Origin of the sequence: Clostridium sp. AM46-21, from assembly GCF_003480025.1 — a bacterium.
Lineage (GTDB): Bacteria > Bacillota > Clostridia > Lachnospirales > Lachnospiraceae > Coprococcus > Coprococcus ammoniilyticus.
This window is the reverse complement of sequence record NZ_QUIB01000002.1, coordinates 196,976-217,595: the sequence shown is the minus strand read 5'-3', so window position 1 is coordinate 217,595 and position 20,620 is coordinate 196,976. Positions and strand designations below refer to the sequence as shown.

The 20,620-nt window shown below is 42.7% G+C and carries 21 protein-coding genes and 1 pseudogene; 2 read left to right on the top strand and 20 right to left on the bottom strand.

From position 1 onward, the window contains the following. Positions 1–29 precede the first annotated feature (29 nt). The 16 genes and pseudogenes from atpC to glgB form a co-directional block, all read right to left on the bottom strand. Entirely contained in the window at positions 30–437 is a 408-nt protein-coding gene (atpC, locus tag DW959_RS02065) for an ATP synthase F1 subunit epsilon (protein WP_118482778.1), read from the bottom strand. Between the two features lie 20 nt (positions 438–457). Continuing rightward, complete coding sequence (atpD, locus tag DW959_RS02060; RefSeq protein WP_044944676.1) at positions 458–1,846, bottom strand: F0F1 ATP synthase subunit beta; 1,389 nt, start codon at positions 1,844–1,846, stop codon at positions 458–460. Between the two features lie 13 nt (positions 1,847–1,859). After that, a complete protein-coding gene (gene atpG, locus DW959_RS02055; protein WP_021944440.1) occupies positions 1,860–2,744 on the bottom strand; it encodes an ATP synthase F1 subunit gamma in 885 nt (294 codons plus the stop codon). Beyond that, complete coding sequence (gene atpA, locus DW959_RS02050) at positions 2,745–4,253, bottom strand: F0F1 ATP synthase subunit alpha (protein ID WP_008400508.1); 1,509 nt, start codon at positions 4,251–4,253, stop codon at positions 2,745–2,747. A 6-nt stretch (positions 4,254–4,259) separates the two neighbouring features. Continuing rightward, complete coding sequence (gene atpH / locus DW959_RS02045; protein WP_118615235.1) at positions 4,260–4,769, bottom strand: ATP synthase F1 subunit delta; 510 nt, start codon at positions 4,767–4,769, stop codon at positions 4,260–4,262. After that, positions 4,750–5,253 carry a F0F1 ATP synthase subunit B gene (gene atpF / locus DW959_RS02040; RefSeq protein WP_008400510.1) on the bottom strand — a complete coding sequence of 168 codons (504 nt, stop codon included), beginning with the start codon at positions 5,251–5,253 and terminating at the stop codon, positions 4,750–4,752. Before atpF ends, atpH begins: the two co-directional genes overlap by 20 nt. 102 nt (positions 5,254–5,355) lie before the next feature. Beyond that, positions 5,356–5,580, bottom strand: coding sequence for an ATP synthase F0 subunit C (gene atpE, locus DW959_RS02035; protein ID WP_008400511.1), 225 nt, complete (start codon positions 5,578–5,580; stop codon positions 5,356–5,358). A gap of 36 nt (positions 5,581–5,616) precedes the next feature. Then, positions 5,617–6,288, bottom strand: a pseudogene (locus tag DW959_RS02030) (F0F1 ATP synthase subunit A); the annotation flags it as partial. Positions 6,289–6,350: 62 nt separating this feature from the next. After that, entirely contained in the window at positions 6,351–6,824 is a 474-nt protein-coding gene (locus tag DW959_RS02025) for an HAD domain-containing protein (RefSeq protein WP_021944443.1), read from the bottom strand. 268 nt (positions 6,825–7,092) lie between these two features. Next, the gene (locus DW959_RS02020; protein ID WP_118482782.1) at positions 7,093–7,992 is read right to left on the bottom strand and encodes a Precorrin-6B methylase 2; all 900 of its coding nucleotides are present in this window, start codon (positions 7,990–7,992) and stop codon (positions 7,093–7,095) included. A gap of 137 nt (positions 7,993–8,129) precedes the next feature. Beyond that, positions 8,130–8,663, bottom strand: coding sequence for an N-acetylmuramoyl-L-alanine amidase (locus DW959_RS02015; RefSeq protein WP_021944445.1), 534 nt, complete (start codon positions 8,661–8,663; stop codon positions 8,130–8,132). Positions 8,664–8,786: 123 nt separating this feature from the next. Beyond that, the gene (thrH, locus tag DW959_RS02010) at positions 8,787–9,389 is read right to left on the bottom strand and encodes a bifunctional phosphoserine phosphatase/homoserine phosphotransferase ThrH (protein ID WP_021944446.1); all 603 of its coding nucleotides are present in this window, start codon (positions 9,387–9,389) and stop codon (positions 8,787–8,789) included. A gap of 487 nt (positions 9,390–9,876) precedes the next feature. Beyond that, positions 9,877–10,089, bottom strand: coding sequence for a hypothetical protein (locus DW959_RS02005; protein WP_021944447.1), 213 nt, complete (start codon positions 10,087–10,089; stop codon positions 9,877–9,879). Beyond that, entirely contained in the window at positions 10,077–11,663 is a 1,587-nt protein-coding gene (locus DW959_RS02000) for a zinc ribbon domain-containing protein (RefSeq protein ID WP_118482786.1), read from the bottom strand. The genes DW959_RS02005 and DW959_RS02000 overlap by 13 nt, the downstream gene beginning before the upstream one ends. Before the next feature lie 22 nt (positions 11,664–11,685). Then, complete coding sequence (locus DW959_RS01995; protein WP_118615233.1) at positions 11,686–13,572, bottom strand: aminopeptidase P family protein; 1,887 nt, start codon at positions 13,570–13,572, stop codon at positions 11,686–11,688. Between the two features lie 81 nt (positions 13,573–13,653). Next, positions 13,654–15,525 (bottom strand): 1,4-alpha-glucan branching protein GlgB, encoded by a 1,872-nt coding sequence (gene glgB, locus DW959_RS01990; protein WP_118615231.1) that lies wholly within the window; start codon positions 15,523–15,525, stop codon positions 13,654–13,656. Between the two features lie 333 nt (positions 15,526–15,858). Between glgB and DW959_RS01985 the strand changes: the two genes are divergently transcribed. Beyond that, positions 15,859–16,395, top strand: coding sequence for a TetR/AcrR family transcriptional regulator (locus tag DW959_RS01985; protein ID WP_008400525.1), 537 nt, complete (start codon positions 15,859–15,861; stop codon positions 16,393–16,395). Here the strand turns inward: DW959_RS01985 and DW959_RS01980 are convergent. The 4 genes from DW959_RS01980 to fliB form a co-directional block, all read right to left on the bottom strand. Further along, complete coding sequence (locus DW959_RS01980) at positions 16,392–16,865, bottom strand: LURP-one-related family protein (RefSeq protein ID WP_118615229.1); 474 nt, start codon at positions 16,863–16,865, stop codon at positions 16,392–16,394. The two genes, DW959_RS01985 and DW959_RS01980, sit on opposite strands and share 4 nt — an antisense overlap. 46 nt (positions 16,866–16,911) lie before the next feature. Next, positions 16,912–17,652, bottom strand: coding sequence for a DNA alkylation repair protein (locus DW959_RS01975; protein ID WP_243023298.1), 741 nt, complete (start codon positions 17,650–17,652; stop codon positions 16,912–16,914). A 29-nt stretch (positions 17,653–17,681) separates the two neighbouring features. Continuing rightward, complete coding sequence (locus tag DW959_RS01970) at positions 17,682–18,248, bottom strand: TIGR00730 family Rossman fold protein (RefSeq protein WP_118615224.1); 567 nt, start codon at positions 18,246–18,248, stop codon at positions 17,682–17,684. An 89-nt stretch (positions 18,249–18,337) separates the two neighbouring features. Then, positions 18,338–19,420 carry a flagellin lysine-N-methylase gene (gene fliB, locus DW959_RS01965; protein WP_117784650.1) on the bottom strand — a complete coding sequence of 361 codons (1,083 nt, stop codon included), beginning with the start codon at positions 19,418–19,420 and terminating at the stop codon, positions 18,338–18,340. A 278-nt stretch (positions 19,421–19,698) separates the two neighbouring features. Here fliB and DW959_RS01960 point away from each other — a divergent pair, with 278 nt between their 5' ends. Then, entirely contained in the window at positions 19,699–20,607 is a 909-nt protein-coding gene (locus tag DW959_RS01960; protein WP_118615221.1) for a DUF2975 domain-containing protein, read from the top strand. Positions 20,608–20,620: the final 13 nt, after the last annotated feature.

Here is a 20,620-nt window from a genome sequence, read left to right as displayed (position 1 = left end):
CCGGTGCGATCCGCACCGGATCCGGCCATTTATAAATCTCTACCCGTTACCTTTAATCGCATTAACGCTCTGGAAAGAGATGCTTCTGTCTGTTTGTACTCTTTCAGACTTTCCTTCTGTCTCAAACGCTCTTTCGCACGTTCAAGTGCCTGTTCAGCACGGACTCTGTCGATATCCTCCGGACGTTCTGCAGAATCCACCAGCATCGTTACACGGTTATTTACGATCTGGGTAAATCCCTCCCCGACAACACCAAGAATCTTCTTTCCATCCGGTGTATCAATTCGGATCTCCCCGATGCTGGTTGCAATGATCATATTCTCATGGTGAGGAAGGACTGCCATCTCACCATCTTCCAAAGGCAATACAAACTTCGTAACCTTATCATCAAAAAATACTTTATTACTTGATATGACTCTCAGGTAAAATGTATTCATGTCTGTCTGCCTCCTTTATCCTACTGTCCCTTTGCGGCTTTTTCTTTGACTTCTTCGATTCCGCCTACGTTAAAGAATGCCCACTCAGGATATTCATCCATCTCACCGTCTAAGATAGCCTTAAAGCCCTTTACTGTTTCTTTAAGAGGTACATATTTTCCCGGAACACCTGTAAAGTTCTCTGCTACATGGAATGGCTGTGATAAGAACTTCTGCACCTTACGTGCTCTTGTAACCGTAATCTTATCTTCCTCTGATAATTCTTCCATACCAAGAATTGCGATGATATCCTGTAATTCTCTGTATTTCTGAAGAATCTCCTGAACGCCTCTGGCTACATTATAATGTTCTTCACCGACAACGTCCACCTCCAGAATACGGGAATTGGATTCCAGAGGATCAACAGCAGGATAGATACCCTGTTCTACGATCTTTCTGGAAAGAACGGTTGTCGCATCCAGATGCGCAAATGTAGTTGCCGGAGCCGGGTCTGTCAGGTCATCGGCAGGCACATAAACTGCCTGTACGGATGTAACGGATCCTGACTTTGTAGAAGCGATTCGCTCCTGCAACTCACCAAGCTCATTTGCCAGAGTTGGCTGATAACCAACTGCGGATGGCATACGTCCAAGCAGGGAAGAAACCTCTGATCCTGCCTGTACAAAACGAAAGATATTATCTATAAATAATAACACATCCTGATGATTTACGTCACGGAAATATTCTGCCATCGTAAGTCCTGTTTCCGCAACACGCATTCTTGCTCCAGGTGGCTCGTTCATCTGTCCAAACACTAAGGCTGTCTTGGACAATACCCCTGACTCTTTCATCTCTGTCCAGAGGTCATTACCCTCTCTGGAACGCTCACCAACACCGGTGAAGATAGAATATCCGCCATGCTCTGTTGCTACATTCTGGATCAGCTCCTGGATCAGAACGGTCTTACCTACACCGGCACCACCGAACAGACCGATCTTACCACCTTTGGCATATGGGGCAAGAAGATCGATAACCTTGATACCTGTTTCGAGAATCTCAACAACAGGGCTCTGATCCTCAAATGACGGAGGATCTCTGTGGATGACCCAGTGCTCTGTATCTGCCAGATTCGGTCCACCGTCCAGAGTGTCACCGGTTACATTAAATAATCTGCCAAGGGTATCTGTACCAACCGGAACCTTGATTCCTGATCCTGTCGGAACAACCTCCATATCTCTGGATAAGCCCTCGCTTGCTGCCAGCATGATGCATCTGACGGTATTATTTCCGATGTGCTGTGCAGCTTCCATTATGCATTTCTTTCCATGATTATCAACTTCCAGAGCATCCTTGATGTTTGGTAAATCATTATCCGGAAATTCTACGTCTACAACAGGTCCCATGACCTGTACTATTTTACCGTTTTTCAAAACATCAGACCTCCTATTTCTTATTCTGCAGAGCCTTCGCACCACCAACTACCTCGGTAATCTCCTGCGTGATCGCAGCCTGTCTGGCTCTGTTGTATTTAATACTGAGATCAGCTAACATATCTTTCGCACTTCTGGTTGCAGAATCCATTGCCATCATTCGGGAATTCTGTTCACTACAGAAGGATTCAACCAGTGCTCCATATATGAAACCTGTAATATAATTCGGAACAATTCGATCCATGACCGCTCTCGGAGAAGGTTCAATGATGATCTCCTCATGATAGACATCCGCCTGTGAGATCTTGAAATCCATCTTTCTGAACGGAAGAAGCTGGATCATCTCCGGCTCTGCCGTTACACTGTTTATCATCTTCGTATAAATGATATAGACTTCATCGATCTTACCGCTTTCATAGTTTTCCAGCATCTTATCCGCAATAACCCTTGCTCTGTGAAGACTTGGGTTCTGTGCTGTATACTGGAAATGAATATCAACCGGCACATTCTTCCTTGCAAAATAATGTCTTCCCACCTGTCCGACAACGTATAATTCGCTGTCCGGGTGGTTTGCCAGTTCTTCTTCTGCGATCTTAATGATATTATGGTTATATGCACCTGCCATGCCCTTATCGGCTGTAACTACAATATAACCTCTTTTTGGATTTTCCTTCTTTTCATCGTCTTCATTTTCGAAATAAAGATGATCCATATCAGGAAGATGTCGTAACAGTCGTGCCAGAGAAACCTGTAAAGTATAGAAATACGGTTCCGTATTCTCCAGATCCTTCTTCGCTTTTTTCAGTTTGGAAGAAGAGATCATGTACATGGCATTTGTGATCTTCATTGTATCCTTAATGCTTTTTATTCTGTTTTGGATTTCTTTGGTACTTGCCAATTACTCCACCCTCTTCATAAACTCTTTTCCTGCTTCAAGAATATGTTCTTTCAGATCATCTGTAAGAACCTTTCCTTCTTCAATCTCTTTGATAACATCCGGTTCTGCATCCTTGAAATATGCAAGCATATCCATCTGTGTCTGCTTTACTTTCTTGATATCTACATTTAAGAACAGCTTATTTGTTGCTGCAACCAGTGTAATAACCTGCTCTGCCATACTAAGCGGATGACATAACGGCTGCTTTAACAGCTCCATCAATCCCTTACCATAAGTAAGCTGCTCCTTTGTATTCTCATCCAGATCGGAACTGAACTGGGTGAATACTTCCATCTCACGGAACTGTGCAAGGTCAATACGGACGGTACCGGTTGCTTTCTTCATAGCCTTGGTCTGCGCTGCACCACCGACACGGGATACGGACAATCCTACATTTACCGCAGGACGCATACCGGAGAAGAACAGATCACTCTCAAGGAAGATCTGACCATCCGTGATGGAGATAACATTTGTTGGGATGTATGCAGATACATCACCTGCCTGTGTCTCTATAATAGGAAGGGCTGTGATCGAACCACCGCCTAATGAATCCTTTAACTTACTGGAACGCTCAAGCAGTCTGGAATGCAGATAGAATACATCACCGGGATATGCCTCACGTCCAGGGGAACGTCCAAGTAACAAGGACAGTGTTCTGTATGCTACTGCATGCTTTGACAGATCATCGTATACGATGAGCACGTCTTTTCCCTTATGCATAAAATATTCTGCCATCGATGTTCCTGCATATGGTGCTATATACTGAAGCGGTGCAGGATCACTGGCTGTTGATGCTACAATGATCGTATAGTCCATTGCATCATTCTTCTCAAGTGTGGAAACAATCTTTGCAACGGTGGATGCTTTCTGACCGATCGCTACATAGATGCAGACAACATCCTTTCCACGCTGGTTGATGATCGTATCAAGTGCGATCGAAGTCTTACCGGTCTGACGATCACCGATGATCAGCTCACGCTGTCCTTTACCGATCGGGAACATGGAATCGATCGACAGAATACCGGTCTGAAGTGGTTCATTGACCGACTGTCTGTCTGCGATACTTGGTGCTTCCTGCTCAACCGGCATGTAATCTGCCTCTTTGATCGCTCCCTTACCATCAATTGGTGCACCCAATGCATTGATGATTCTTCCAAGGAATTCTTCACCTACCGGTACGCCGGCTCTCTTACCTGTTCTGGTAACCTTTGTACCTTCTTTTATTCCGGTATCTTTTCCGAACAGGATACATCCGATCTCGGTTCTTCTGATATCCTGTACCATACCCTTGATACCATTTTCAAATACTACAATCTCACCATACATGGCATTATCAATACCATATATCGTTACTATTCCATCTCCTACCCAGATGACAGTTCCTACTTCTTTGTCCCGGGTGTCGAAGTCAAAATTCTCTATCTCACTTTTCAGTATGGAGATAATATCTCCTGAACTTATTGAACTCAAATCTTATCACCTCGTAACCAATCTTTGTGTAAGCCGCTTACATCTGCCTGCCAGACTCCAGTCATATTCCTTATTTCCGACCTTAATAATAAAGCCGCCGATCAGACTGTCTTTCTTCTCCAATGTCAGTTCCACATCTGAGGTCTTATATTCCTTTTTCAGAAAATCTTCAATCCCCTTCTTCTGTGTCTCCGTTGGAGGTGTCACATAATAAAGGGTTGCAAGAAGGACATCTGCCTTCTTCTTTATAAGAACTCTGTATTCCCTGCATATCTCAAAGAACTGATCAAAATCAGAATTGTTGCAAAGTACCTTTAAGAATTTTACCGTAGTCTTTGAACCGTCGAATATCTTATCGATGATTTCTGATTTCTTTTCTCTGCTGACAACCGGACACGTAAGTGCCTCCTGTAATTCAGGATTCTCCCTGACAACTGCTTCCATGTCTGAAAGCTCAGCCGCATCAATATTCAGCTCGCACAAAACTTCAGCATAATTAATTGCTTTCTGTGTCATGGGCCTCACCTGCTTTTTCTATAAACTCATCATATAGTGACTGATTTTTCGCGTCATTTGAGTCTTCACCCAGAATCTTAGCCGCTGCCGACATTGCAAGCTCTGCAACCTGAGATTCCATATCGCTCAAAGCCTTTTCACGCTGTACTTCTATAGTTTTTTCCGCATCCTTGATCATACGGTTTGATTTCTCGCCTGCATCTGCCACAATCCTGTTATATTCATTCTGTGCAGCCTGTCTGGATTTATCCCGCATGGTATCACATTCATCCTGAACACCTGCGAGGGTATCTTCATATTGCTGCTTCAGTTTCATGGCATCATCCTTCGTCTGATTGGCATTCGCGATCGAGGATTTGATCATCTCTTCACGTTCTGCCATGATCTTATTGATCGGACCGATCAGGAATTTCTTTAACAGAAGAAACAAAACTATAATATTAATTATGGTTATGGCTATGGACGAGACACTTAAATTTATCATTTAATGACCTCCTGCCTTTCTGTCTGTTTTCGTTATCCGACAATTACGATTCCTTCATATCTATTATGATATAGTGCCGCAATCATCATATTCTTATAAATATTATTTCAGAAGAAGAATGATCAAAAGACCAATTACCAGACCGTAAACGGCTGTTGCCTCTGCAAGTGCTCCACCGATGATCAGAAGCTTTGTGATCTTACTGTCTGCTTCCGGCTGTCTTGCTACTGCTTCTACTGCCTTTGATGTTGCGATTCCAAGTCCGATACCTGCACCAATACCTGTTAATACTGCTATAGCAGCTCCAATTGCGATTACTGTATTCATAATTATTATCTCCTTTTCATTTTCCTTATGTTAATCTTAGTCTTCTCCCAATCCTTCCTGCATGTAGAGTGCAGTTAAGAATGTGAATACAAATGCCTGAAGTAAGCCATCAAAGATATCAAAATAAAGGCTTAACGGAATAGGCACAATGACAGGCGCTACCGCCTCAATTAATTTCATTACAACAAATGCACCTAAAACATTGCCGAACAATCGCATACATAACGACAATGGTTTTATTACAAGCTCCATTACATTTATAGGTGCTACTATTGCTACCGGCTCTGCAAAGCTCTTAAGCCAGCCTTTCGGTCCCCTGCTTCTGATACAGACAACCTGAACCATGACTATACTCATGATCGCCAGTGCTGCTGTTACGTTCAGATCCTTGGTTGGTGGTTTAAATCCAAATATACCTGCGATATTTGCCATTCCGATATACAAAATGACAGTGATCAGATACGGTATATATGCCTTACCTTTTTCTCCCAAAACGTCACTAAACAGATTATTAAATGTCGTAATGATCGACTCCAGAGCAAGCTGTTTCTTTCCCGGATTCTCAACTTTCAGATTCCGGACAAGTATAACGGACAACAGAACAAGTACCGCCATAATGATCCATGTTACCACGATTGATTCCGAGATCGGGATTCCACCAAAAATTGGAATGGTAAAGAGAGTCTCGCAATTCAGCTCCTCTGTTAACTTTTCTGCAAGGTCACCCGTAGGTCTTCACTTCCTCTCATGTAATTTTTTCAAAGGGCATACTAACTGTTAAGGATATTTATTACTTCTCTTGCATCACTCTCGGAAAATCCTTTTACTGTATTCTCCGTATTGATCCAGTAATCAGCAAGTCCAACTCTGTCCCAGTCTGAATCCATGTCATCTAAGATCACCAGCCTGTCTACATCGTGTTGGTCTACATAGTCCTTAACCTCAAAGCACCGTCCATAATCCTCATACTTGCCGGATATATGTTCCTGCGGCGGAGTTACATCGGATATAACGAGACCTTCCTCCTTAAGCTTCAGGATCAGCTCCTGTGCTCTCTCGTCACATACCGGATCTTTCATAACCTCTTTCCGCCAGTTAAAGATCGCTACCAGCTTCGCATCTGTTGCCTTTACAACATCTGCAAGGTTTTTTACATTTTTTCTGTCAACGGTTTCACCCGGATTGTTACAGATGAATTTGTTTGAATTTAACACACCGTCAATGTCGAAAAAAATGACTTTCATTTAAATTTCCTCCTGCATTCTTCCATGTGCTTCCAGTCGTCCTTTAAACAACAACGTATTATAGCACACCATTTTTTATTTTTCACCTTTTATTAATTTATTAATAAAAAATATATTTCTAAACTTTTTATAAAAAATCATAACTAATTCTACTCTGTAAAGTAAAATAGCCCCATCCTTTTCAGGCTTTCTTCTGTTCTTTACGTTGTTCATAAAACAGAAGAAACTCTTACCGGAGAATGGGGCTTTATTTCTGAATATCTGTATTCTATTCAGCCCCACCTGTAATGATCCATGGTGCCGGCTGAGCAACAAATACATTTTCTTTATTTGTCTTGGATACGTTGATCTGTAACGCTTCCATATTCTGAATACCGAATTTGTCAAAGATCAGCTTGGTCTCTGCAAGGATACCAAGATCTAATGTGTAAATAACAAACTGCATCTGCGGATTGATTGCAAGAAGGCGTTCAATATCAGATTCCAGATAATGATTCGCAACGATAAATGCAAGTCTTGGTACCGGAATCCTACTTAATGATTCTTCGCTCATATCCGGAATGATCTGCACATTATGAACTCCAAACTTCTCAACGTTTTCCTCCATAGATCTTCTGGATCCGCTGTCCGGCTCTACTGCAATGATCTGACCTTCGCTCGCTGTGATCGCAGCTTCGATAACGATACTCTCTGCCATCAGAGCAAGAATCGTATCATGCGTATCTACACCGAGAATACTCATGATAACCGCGCGGATCTCATTGCATACATAATGAACCGATCCCTTTGTAAACAGATCATTCTTCATACCGTACCGTACGGATTCTCTGGTCTTCTCGTTTACGATAAATATAACCGTCGGTTCGGATATCTTCTTATTAATAACATTCTTGAGCTTTGCATTTGTAAGTTCACTTCCCGGCTCTGTTCCTTCGCCGATCCAGATATCATATTCGCCAAATCCCGCTTCCCATAATGTATAGAAGAGATCTTCATGACTGGCATCAGTATAGATCAGAACCCGCTTATGTGTATCAATCGTTGGCACGACATTTTTCTGTCTGCCGCAGATATTAAGCATCTTTATCTTCTCCGGGCTGACATCCATCTTATTTGCAAAGAAGCCAAGCCAGTTCAACATGCCTGAATTACTGAACGTATTTTTCATTGTTTTCTACCCCACTTTTCTATCGTATTTTCCAATCAGAAACCTTCTCCAATCGGATTGTCGTTTTCTAAAACAGTCTTTATAATTATACAATTTTTCTCGTTAACTGTAAATTCTTTTGTGCGCTTTTCACACATCTATCCACGAAGTGTTTCATCAATTCCGAGTGCGATCGCATTCACGATATCTTCAAACCGGTAATCAAACAGATAATTATCCTTATCACTGTCAATAAATCCGGTCTCGATCAGAATTGCCGGCATCGTTGTCCGGCGCAAAACAGCCAGATTCTTCCGTTCCTCAACTCCCAGATTCTCAAATCCGATCTTTGCAAGCTCTGCATCCACATTTTCTGCCATTTCATATGCAATCCCTGATGTATTATAAACCAAGGTTTCCACTCCGTTATATTTGTTCGGATACGGTGCAGCATTCCTGTGCAGGGAGATAAAATAATCTGCACCGCTCTCATTTCCGATCTGTGCCTTTCTTGTCGGCGAATCATAGACATCTGTCGTTCTCGTAAATTCCACGTCATAACCAAGCTCTGACAACGCATCACCAAGTGCCAAAGCCAAATTCAGGTTGTCATTCTTCTCCGTTCTGCCATTATAAGATGCCCCATTGTCAAATCCACCATGTCCGGCATCGATCATTATTTTTATAGCCATAAAAAACCTGCATACTCTGTTTGCTACAGTATATGCAGGTTCTCTGTTATATGTACTTAATTTTCATGACCTCAGTATGCCTTTCTTACATACTGCGTACATTTTTATATGAAAGGACCGATCTTAAGCCAGTACTTTCTTGATAGCTGCGAGCAGCTCATCATATGTCTCATAAGCCGGAAGATCAGGATTGTCTGCTTTGATCTGATCGGTACTCTTAAAGAGGAATCCGGCCTTGCTTGCGCGGATCATTCCAAGATCGTTGTGGCTGTCACCACTTGCGATCGTATCATAACCGATAGACTGAAGTGCTTTTACGGTTGTGTATTTGGATTTCTCACAACGCATCTTAAAGCCTGTGATCTCTCCACTTTCTGCTACCTCTAATGAATTACAGAAAATTGTCGGCCAGCCGAGCTTCTTCATAAGCGGGCTTGCAAACTGTGTAAATGTATCACTGATAATGATAACCTGTGTCATGGAACGAAGCTCATCTAAGAATTCCTTTGCACCGGGAATCGGATCGATCTTTGCGATCGTTTCCTGAATCTCTTTTAAGCCAAGTCCATGTTCTTTTAATATACCAAGACGCCAGTTCATTAATTTGTCGTAATCCGGCTCATCTCTTGTTGTTCTCTTTAACTCCGGGATACCGCTTGCCTCTGCAAATGCGATCCAAATCTCCGGTACTAATACACCTTCCAAATCCAAACATACAATGTCCATTTCTGGTTCCTCCTGTTATCTACATTCTCGCTTCATTATAATATACCGCCTGCCATTCTGCAATACCCTTGGGCTAACAGAATAGCTGGGGTGGGTTATGAATGGGCTATCCGTATGTATATAAAAGATCCGTTTCGTTCCCTGTGAACTACATATGCCTGATTCGCTCATGCTCCTGTGCAAACTCGTCCTTCGGACTCAGACATGCACCCGCATTCGCTGGCAATATGTAGCTCCCTACGGAAACTCCACTATATATCTTTTATATACATACGGATAGCCCATCTACAACCCACCCCAGCTATTCTTTCCACTTATGTACATTTCTCTCCCTCTGCCTTGTATCTGCTACAGATACAAGGTGATGTCTATATATCAGAAATGTTGCACAGAGAATCCTTCCTATATCAAAAGCTTTGCTCCTTTATCGTTATAAGATACATATGGCTGACGTCAGGGCTGCACCGGCATATGTATCGAAGATGGATCAGAAGAATAAAATCTTGTGGCCCTGGTCAATCTGGTAGTAGGAGATTTTGTGCTGTCTGGCAAATTCCTTCTCTGTTTCCATCTCGCCATGGAGGTTGGAACGAAGCATCCACGACAGCAACAGACCTGCCGCAAACAGTCCGCCACAGACAATGCCCTGTATGATCGGTAACAATTTAAATCCTGTAAGTAAAATATTTATCGAATCCATGTCTTATCCTGCCTTTCTTTTACATAATCAGTCGTTGTTGAAGATGCAAGTCGTTCTTTGTCGTGCTTATACCTGTTGTATTTACTGAGATTTCTGGTAAAAAGTCCCGCCGCCAGCATAAAAAGGAATACAATGATCGACCCTCCATATTCATGGAAAAAGCCATACCCTTTTGCAATTCCCTGATTGATTTCATAAAATACAACCGCTCCGATCGTGCAGCACACAACTCCGGCCATCACCGCATCCGAAATAAAACTCCTTTTATTCACTGGAATATTGCCAACAACCTTTCCGGTCTGCCCATTGACCAGAATCGTATAAAGCTCATGCCTGTACCAGAAGGTCATGAACCATGCAGGCAGGAGCGCATACTCAATCTTATCCACACTGTACTGTTCAATGCTCTTCTCTATGTAAGTCGTTCCTGTATCTTCTATCATTGCTTTATCCATAGCATCACTTATCCTCTGATGGATGTCCGGTGCAGCCTCTCTGGACGGCACATCATACCGATCTGCATAGAATCCGGACAGATACGATGGATCAAATGGCTTTAATGCTTCCATATGATATGGTTCCAGACGACTGGATAGCCGATCATCTAATTTTCTGGATGCATCAAAGGTAACCTGTTCAAAATTTCCATATGCATCTGCAAACATATCTGTCTTCTCATTTATACCTACAGAGACACTTCTCGTTTCCGCATCATATTTCTGATTCTGAAATGATCCCGGATACAATCCCATCTTCTTCGATGACTGCAGCATCGTATAAAAGGATTGGTTTCTGTTCATTCCGGCATTAAAGATATTTTCCGGTTCTTTCTTCTCAGCTTCATTACTCGTTACCAGATGCAGATTTGCTTTTTTCCGCATATACACTGTATACAGCCAATATGGAATATAGATTCCACGGATCTTGTCAATCTTCGGATGTTTGATCTCTCTTGGCACATATCTGCCTGTACCGAATTTCTCTTTGATCGCATCCACTGCCTGCTGTTCCGTTATGGAAAATGGAATGATATAATCCGGCCATACTTCCTTCGATTCACGGTCAAATATAACCGTCGGCTGTCCACAAAACGAACAAAAAGTTGCCCGCTCATTTCCATGGATCATAATCTGTGCTCCGCAGGAAGTACAGCGGAATATCTGAACCGACATCAGTCGTTCTCCCTGCATCTCTCTCCGGTCACCTGTATAAGCAGTGTCTTGTGCCTGCTGCTCTGATTTTTCTGATATATCTTCTGCTTCCGTCTGTTTTGATGCAGCCGATATATCTTCCGGTCTGTTATTCCGCATCTCAAATGCCAACAGATCCGCATCCCAGTCAGGATTGATCTGGATTTCCTTCTCTCCATGCCACTTCTGATCTTTATCAAGACCAAACCACAGATTATCAAATGATCGTTTTCCGTCTTCTTTTTCCTCTGTATCCGGATCTACTTCCTTTAACTTCATATGGAATCTGCGTTCGCTTGTCTGACCACATTGTGTACATTTCATTTTCCCGAGATCCGGGTCATATACCAGCACACCCCCACATGCCTCACACTTATAGATCATATGTTTCTCCCCTTGAAATTCATCAAATTTTATTATGATATTTTTTCGATACTGGACTCGTTGCCTGCTCCAGCCATATGCGTTCTTCCTCCGTCAGATGTGGAGCGATCTTCTCATACACATTCTTGTGATATTCATTCAATCGTTGGAGCTCACGATCTGTCATCAGTTCCGGTATCAAAGCTTCTGTGTCAAACGGAACCCAGGTCAGAGTTTCAAATTCCAGAAATGTTCCATTTGCTTCCTCTTCTTTCAAGAATACCTCCGGAAGCTTGCCTGCCGGTTTTCCTGCTTTCTTACAAAGAACCAGATTCTCATGACGGATGCCAAACCTTCCTTCTATATATATACCCGGTTCATCTGACGTGATCATTCCGTCTTCGAATACTGCTGTCGGTCTGCGTTCTTCCATGATTCTGAAGTGGATCCTGTTTGGTCCTTCGTGTACATTTAACAGATATCCGACTCCATGACCGGTGCCGTGATTGAAATCCAGACCATACCGCCACAGTGGTTCACGCGCCAGATAATCGAGATTCTCACCACGCGTTCCATGCTTAAATCTTGCTGCTGCCAGATTCAGATGTCCAATCAGCACCAGTGTATACGCCCATTTTTCTTCCTCTGTCAAAGCCCCCAGCGTAATCGTTCTGGTGATGTCAGTCGTTCCCTCCATGTACTGACCACCACTGTCTACTAATAAGAAGCTCTCCGGTTTTAGTTCGACATTTGTCTCCTCTGTCGGTTCATAATGTACGATTGCGCCATGTGGACCATATGCAGATATCGTTTCAAAGCTCGGCTCGATATACCCCTTTTGCTCTTTTCGAAAAGACTCCAGCTTCTCTGCTGCCGAAAGCTCCGTGATCGTTTCTGTTCCGATATGATGCTTAAGCCAGTAGATAAATTTCGTTACAGCAACTCCATCCTTAATATGCACATTCCGTTCATTTTCACACTCTACTGAATTCTTCCGTGCTTTCATCAACTGAACCGCAGACGGTTCATCGACCACTGATATACCATCCGGTATACAACTTCTTAATCTGTAATTGGTCTGGCAGCCATCCAGCAATACCGTCATCTGCTCTGCCTGTTTATGCGTATGAATAATCTCCGGCAACCGCTTCAGATCCGTATAGATTGCATTATACGGATAAAGTGTGATCCCATCAACGGCAAGTTCTCTGATGATTTCATCGTTTAAGATCACATCATTGATATATAAACGACAGTCTTCATCTGCGATCAGCATATATGACAGGAATACCGGATTACAGTCTATATCATTGCCCCGCAGATTCAGAAGCCATGCGATCTCATCCAATGCAGAGATCACCCGGATATCCGCACCTGCGGATCTTATTGACGTTCTGACACGCGCAAGCTTATCCGCACGGGTTTCGCCTGTGTATGAAAATGGTAATTCAAATACCGGCTCATGTGACAGCTCCGGTCTGTCCGCCCAGAGTTCATCAACCAGATCCAGTTCACCATTTAAAGTGACCTTTTTATCGCCCAGTTTGCCAAGCATCCTATCAGCAAAATCCAGGCTGACGGTTCTTCCATCAAAGCCTACAACCTTTTCCGGTTCCAGATGGTCATACAAATATTCCTCGATCGTTGGAACGCCCGGCTGTCCACTCTTCATCAGTTCGATCGTACTGCCTGCAAGCTGTGCTTCCGCCTGAATGAAATACCGCCCATCTGTAAACAATGCCGCCGTATCAGGGAGCACAACCAGTGTTCCGGCAGATCCTGTAAACCCGGACATATATTCTCTTTCCCTGAAATATGCTCCAACATATTCGGATGCATGAAAGTCATCCGTAGTAATCACATAAGCATCTACACCTGTTTCCTTCATTTTCTCACGCAACTCTGCCAGCTTCTCTATTGTCGTCATCATATTCACCTTCTCATGTTCTATATATTCAGATCTTTTTTTATATCAAAATATCCAGGCATACACATGGTCGTTCGCGGATGTCTAATCGACCGGTTTCAGGTAAATGCCGGAAAATGCCGGAAGGTCAAATCCAAAATCTCCATTTACACCCTTAATCGTTTTCTCTGTATCTTTTGTGCTTCCGCCAAATTTATTCCAGTCGCTGTTGATCAGTACCTTCATTGTATCACCATTTCCATAATTAAAGTGATAATTTTTATATACAAGTCCCGACAAGTTTAATACAACGATCACCTTATCTTCATTTACTTCACGCTGAAAGATATAGACAACATCATTTTCCTTACCGCAAAGGATCCATGCAAATCCATTCGGATCATCATCCCATGCAGATAATGCCGGCTCTTTCATATAAATCTTATTCAATGCTTTCATATACTGGTGGAAAGAATCATGGTTCGGATATTTCAAAAGATCCCAGTCCTGCTCACGCTTCTCATCCCACTCGCGGAACTGTCCGATCTCATTTCCCATAAAGTTCAGCTTCTTGCCCGGATGCGCATACATATAAGCATATAATGCCTTTGCCTGCGGAAACTTTTCTTCATACATACCCGCCATCTTCTGAATGATCGTTGCCTTTCCATGTACAACCTCATCGTGTGACAAAGGAAGCAGATACCGTTCATTATAGTTATACATCATCGAGAATGTCAGGTCATGATAATGCTCGCCACGGACAAATGGAAGTGTACGGAAGAAATTCAGTGTATCATTCATCCAGCCCATATCCCATTTGTAATCAAAGCCCAGTCCACCATATTTTGTTTCCTTCGTTGTACCCTTAAAGTCTGTCGAGTCTTCGGCACACAGGATGATCGAAGGATGACGATCCTTTAACCCCTGATTCATATTCCGGATAAAATCAACCGCCCGGTCATTTACACCACGGCTCTCATCGCCCATCCAGTAAATGATACGGCTGATCGCATCCATACGAAGTCCGTCAAAATGATACTCTGACAGCCAGTAATTCGCCGCAGACTGTAAGAAGCTCCGCACTTCTCCTTTGGAATGAATGAAGTTCATGCTTCCCCACTCACTGTATCCCACATCGTTGCTTGGATATTCATACAATGCCGTGCCATCATATCTGGCAAGTCCATAGCCATCAAGTGCGAAATGAACCGGAACAAAATCAAGAATTGTGCCAATATTATGCTGATGCAGAATATCAATCATTTCCTTCAGGTCATCTGCTGTTCCATATCTGGATGTCGGACTGAAAAATCCGGTATTCTGATAGCCCCAGGACTGATCGGACGGATGCTCGGAGAGCGGCATGAACTCTACATAATTATATCCCTGCTCTTTCACATATTCCGCAAGCATCGGAGCGATCTCCTTATAGGTATACCAGCTCTCCGCTACCCGGTTGCTCTCTGCGATCTCCTCCGGTGTCAGCGGATTTCCCTGTTCATCAAAGACCGGTTTTGTGCGCCAGGAACCCAGATGAACTTCATAGATGTTAAGTGGACTTCCCTGACATACACTACGGTTCTTCATCCACTTGGCATCATGGAAACGATAAGTATCCATATCCCGGATAATGGATGCAAATGCCGGACGCAGTTCCATGCCGAAGCCATACGGATCGCAATGCTCCATGCTGCTGCCGTCTCTGTGATAGATCTTATATTTGTACATCATGCCCGGTCTTGCTTCCGGCACAAATACCTTGAAAAAGCTGCCATCATAACAGCGTTCCATAAGTGTCTCGTTCCAGTCGTTGAATTCACCGATCACATTTACCCCCAGAGCATTCGGTGCATATGTAACAAATTCCACACCACTGACAACCGTCTTCTTTCCTGTGACCTCTTTCTTCACATGCGCCCCCAGTTCTCTATATGCATCAAAGCTTCTTCCGGAATAAAATTCATAAATATCCATGTCATTCTCCTTTTGTATTTATACAGATGATTCTTGCACGGGCAGTTCGACCTTGCCAACTAGTGGCATTTGAAGCCGCCGGTCCTTAGATGGCGCATATGCGGCATCTTAGTACCGTTGCAGGCTGAAACGAGCGAGAGCGTCCACATGTTAGCAAGGTCGAACTGCCCGTGTAAGAATCATCTGTTTTGTTTCTTTATTGACTATAGTAAATTTATAGATTAAAATAGACATGTTTATTATATGAGATTACAAAAACTGACACCATAGCCAATAATTGAATAACGTCAATTTATTGACCATAGTCAACAAATAGTAAATCAGGAGATTGCAATGGATTTAAGAATACAGAAAACCAAGAACAGCATTTTCAGTGCTTTTATAGAATTACGTGCGGCAAAACCGCTCGAAAAGATTACGATCCGGGAGCTGACCCAGAAAGCAAATATCAGCAAACAGACATTTTATCTTCATTTTAAAGATATCTACGATCTGTCGGAATATCTGGAAAATGACGCGATCACGTCACTGGTTGCAGACATTCCAAATCCGGATCTTATCATCACAGATCCGGCTGCCGCAGCCAGACTGCTCTGTACCGCATTTATCACACAGGGACATCTGTTCAACATTCTTTTCCCGGATGATGACAGAAGCTGTGGCGTGCTCACCAACAAACTGGAAGCCCGCATTAAGGAACTGATCTTTATCACGCATCCGGAATTCAAAGACAATCTGGAGAAAAATATCACAATTTCTCTGCTGATTCAAGGAAGCGTACATACTTTCTTAAAATATAAGGAAGAAGATACCGAGCAGGTGATCGAGATTCTTGCCGATACCATCGGAAGGATTGCCGACCATTCCTAGTCATTCCTCGAACATTTCTCTGCATCAATGGCCAGAACAAACATAAGTGCAATAAGTGCGTTTTGTGGATCATATACATCGATCACATATTGATCTGTCATATGAAACAGTTCCTTTGATATGGATGCAACCATACCACCTGCAGCATCTGTGATCTTGTAATCCCATTCCATAAAGCTTCCATCAATATGCCATCCATTATAAACAATATCATATCGGGGCTTAAGAAAGGAAAACTCTTTCTTAATGCATCCCAGATATTGATTTCTCTGATAGATCTCAAATTTTGGAAGAAATGTGAATACCTGTTCCTTTACTGTACCGACTTCATTCCCATATGGATCAAAAATCTTCAGACAATGTCCCCAGGATATTTGTCCCTTTACCACATATATCGGATTCCCCTGTTCATTATAAATATCATAACTGTCAAACCACGAAAACAGTCTCTGTTTAAAATACATTCTCATACTGCCACCTCCGCTCATTTCGCCATATTTACTTATATTATCATTATCATCGCTTCATTGCCTTGAGTGCAGCTTTTTCCTCCGGTGTGATACGGAAGGATTCCTGCATCTTCTGGATTGCTTTATTAAATGTGAAATCATCCAGATGGTTATTATTTAAAAATACCTTCGTCGGCTCCGGACATTTTACATAGGCTTCTGCAAGTCCCCATGCAACACCCATTTTCAGATAATAGCCATCATTCTTCATATGATCGTATGCATATAACACCTTATCAATATAGGCATCATTCAGATAATAATTCAACATCATAACTGCTACAAACCGCAGTTCAAACTCACGATTTCTCTCGTTAGCAGGCTTGCCATCGATTACTCCCTGCTCGTCCAGATATGGCATCAGGAAATTCCACACTTCCTGCTGATACTGGTTTGCAATCTTAAAGGTATTACAGCAAGTATCGCAGATCGACCAGTCATCGATCTTTGGTATGAACCGTCCCATGTATGTGAGAATGTCGTCGATCTTTCCTCTGGCATAGCCAAGCACGATGCCCTGTAGCATGACTTCTTCAAAGGTATCATCCCTTGCGCCATCCAGATACTCCTTCCAGTTTACAGACGCGATCTCTTTCGCCATTTTGCGCAGCACCGGAATCCGAACGCCGATGATATTTCCTGCTCCCGGTGACAGACTCGCTATAAATTTTCCATATTCAACATCCATATTTTTATACAACTCATCCCGTACCAGATCGTGAACTGTATATTCATTCGTATCTCCCATTTTTCCTCCTGCACCTGCACCCATATCGTTTAAAATTTAAACACCTTGCCGACCTCCGGTGTATAGCCATCCAGATAAGAAATGATCTCATCTGTATCTGTCATCACCTGATAGATCTCGTTTGTTACATGATTCATAAAACCCTTCTCGACACATTCATCCATCATCTGAAACAGGGAATTAAAGAATCCATCCTGGTTATAGACAATGATCGCCTTGCCATGTCGTCCAAGCTGCTTTAAAGTCAGCACCTCAAAAAATTCCTCAAATGTTCCGATTCCACCCGGCACCATGATAAATGCATCACTCCGATCCTCCATGATCTGTTTCCGCTCACGCATCGTCTCTGTCCGGATCAGCTCTGTGCATTTGTCATAGATGATGCCATCCACATTAAAAAATGTGGGTGCAACGCCAACGATCTCACCGTTTCCGGCACTTGCTCCTCTGGCGGCAGCCCCCATAAGTCCTCTTGCACCCGCACCAAATACTAATGTATGTCCTCTCTCTGCCAGCTTCTTTCCAAGATTAAAAACCGCATCCATGTATGCCTGATCAATGTCATTACTGGATGCACCAAATATACATATATTCATACTGCTACTCCATTTTCCTTTTATCACTGTTCATCGCTCTGTGAGCAACCTTATCCTATAGTATGCTATAGAGTTCACTGAAATTCAAATTATATTCTTATAAACCAGTCCAGTTCTTCCACCCGGTCGAGATTCTCATCCGAATGTTCGATCTCTCTGGAATACCGGTACACCAGTTCGATCAGATCAGCCATCTCTAACTTCTCACTGCACTTTATCCATCTGGCGAGAAGCAGCAGGAAGATTACTGTCACATGGCCCACCGCGGAATCTATTTTACCAAGAATATTCCCATCATAGACCGCACCTAACAAATAGATCGAGATAAAATAAACAACGATCTGCTCCAGCACGATTTCAAGTGAAGGCAGGCTGCTGTTTCCCCACCATGACAGAAATCGTTTCTTATTCTCTGTGAAACCGGATTCCCCCTGATCAAACAAAAGCACTTCGGATTCCACCAACACATCATCCCAGTCCTGATATAACAGCTCCAGCTCCTCTGACAGGAATCTCATATGCTTCCGGAACAGTTCATATTCATCTTTCACGCAGACTTTATCTGTATCCTCACATTCATCCCAGTCGATCAGATCCCCTTCTTCATAATGTCTCTGTGCGGAAGCACCGATCTGCAATACCTTTCTGATCCTTGCTTTCAGACTTTCTTCCCGGTTCTGGGTAATCTTCAAAATCTCCTCCCGGATATCCTCAAGATTGGAAAACAGGAAATAATCATAATCCTCAAATACTTCTTCCTCATCGTCTTCTTCACAGACAAATGTTACCGGTTCTGTCTTCTGCATCAATATCCTTGCCACCTCCGGGCAGGAAAGCGATAATGAAATCTCTCTTATATTTTCAAATTCTTCCGTATGTCTTGGATATTCCCGACAGGTCGTGCATAAGCTGTCTTTTCCCATATGCTTATACATGTCGCACAGTCCATCATCCCGCAAAAATGCACATTTGCCCTTCCGGTTATGTCCGAATACGCCTTCTTCCCACTGTATATTCCGGTGAAGTGTCTGCCTGTATTCTCCTGCGTAATTCCGATATTTTTCCAATGATTCATCATCGATCACGATCTGCCAGTCAGAACAGCAGGTGTCCGGGCATTTGTCCGCTATACATCTAAACTTTTTATAATAATCCGGATAAGAATAAATCATATCTCTGCCTCACAAACATTTATATATCGTCACTGAGAATATTGCTCTCCCATGTTCCCTTATGCCGGTGCCGAAATGCCAACGATCATTTTATCCTTCAATCAAATGATACGAAATCTGAACACGGCAATTTCTATTATATTAGACCTGCATAAATGAATCAAGCTCGCAATCCATAGAAATTATTGACAAACGATAATTTTAATGATATTTTGAAACTGTAATTATTGTTTTTCGATAATTTTTAGATAAAATCAGCTATCAGAAAGGATGTAACCATGAATCAGATTTTTACAACTCCGTTTGAATGGATCGCAGTATGGCTTCGAAAGCTTTCATTATCCGGAAACTCCGGTAACTGTATCGCGATCATACTTTATATCATTATCTGCTGTCTCCCGGCAATCGCATTTCTGCTTCTTTGTCTGAGGAAAAAGAAGATCCGTGCAGACTATCTGTTACTCGTATGCTCTGCTGCCCTCTTTATCGGCATTTACCTGATGATAAATCCGGGGCTTATGACCCCCTATTTTCGTTATTCGATACCTATGATCAATCTGGCAATATCGACAACCCTGTGGTCCATCTTTATCTGTTACATCATTCTCCGGGTTCTTGCCATGATCCGGTATGCAAATGAGATCAATCTGGCAAAGATCGCACAGGTTTTCATCATTCTTGTAATGATCATATCAATCATTAATATCTGTTTCATAAAGCTTCCAAAACTATGGGTTTCTGCAAATCAAACAGGTCCTGACCTGTATTCCCGGATCATATCATCAGAAGATGGTGCTGTTATGCTTGATAATGGCAGCATGAGATCATTTCAGCCTGACCGCATTCCGTTACTCCTCTGCGACCTGGTTACATCCCTGTTATTCATCTGGGTATTGATCGCATCCTTCCGGCTGTGTCGTTCTCTGAAAGACAATCATTTCACCGATCAGACGATCCAGGATGCAGGGGCACTCTCCCATCTGTGTGTAAGAGTTCTCTGCATTACGGCAGTACTTGAAGTTGTTCGAAACATCCTGCAGCTTCTTATGCTTCCGTCACTTTCAGATACGACCTTTACCGTATCTCTTCCTATTATAGAGATACTTCTGACCGTAACGGCATTTATCCTTGCAAAGAAATTCGAGACAGCACACACGCTGGAAGAAGAAAATGAAGCATTCATTTAACACGGAGGTTTCA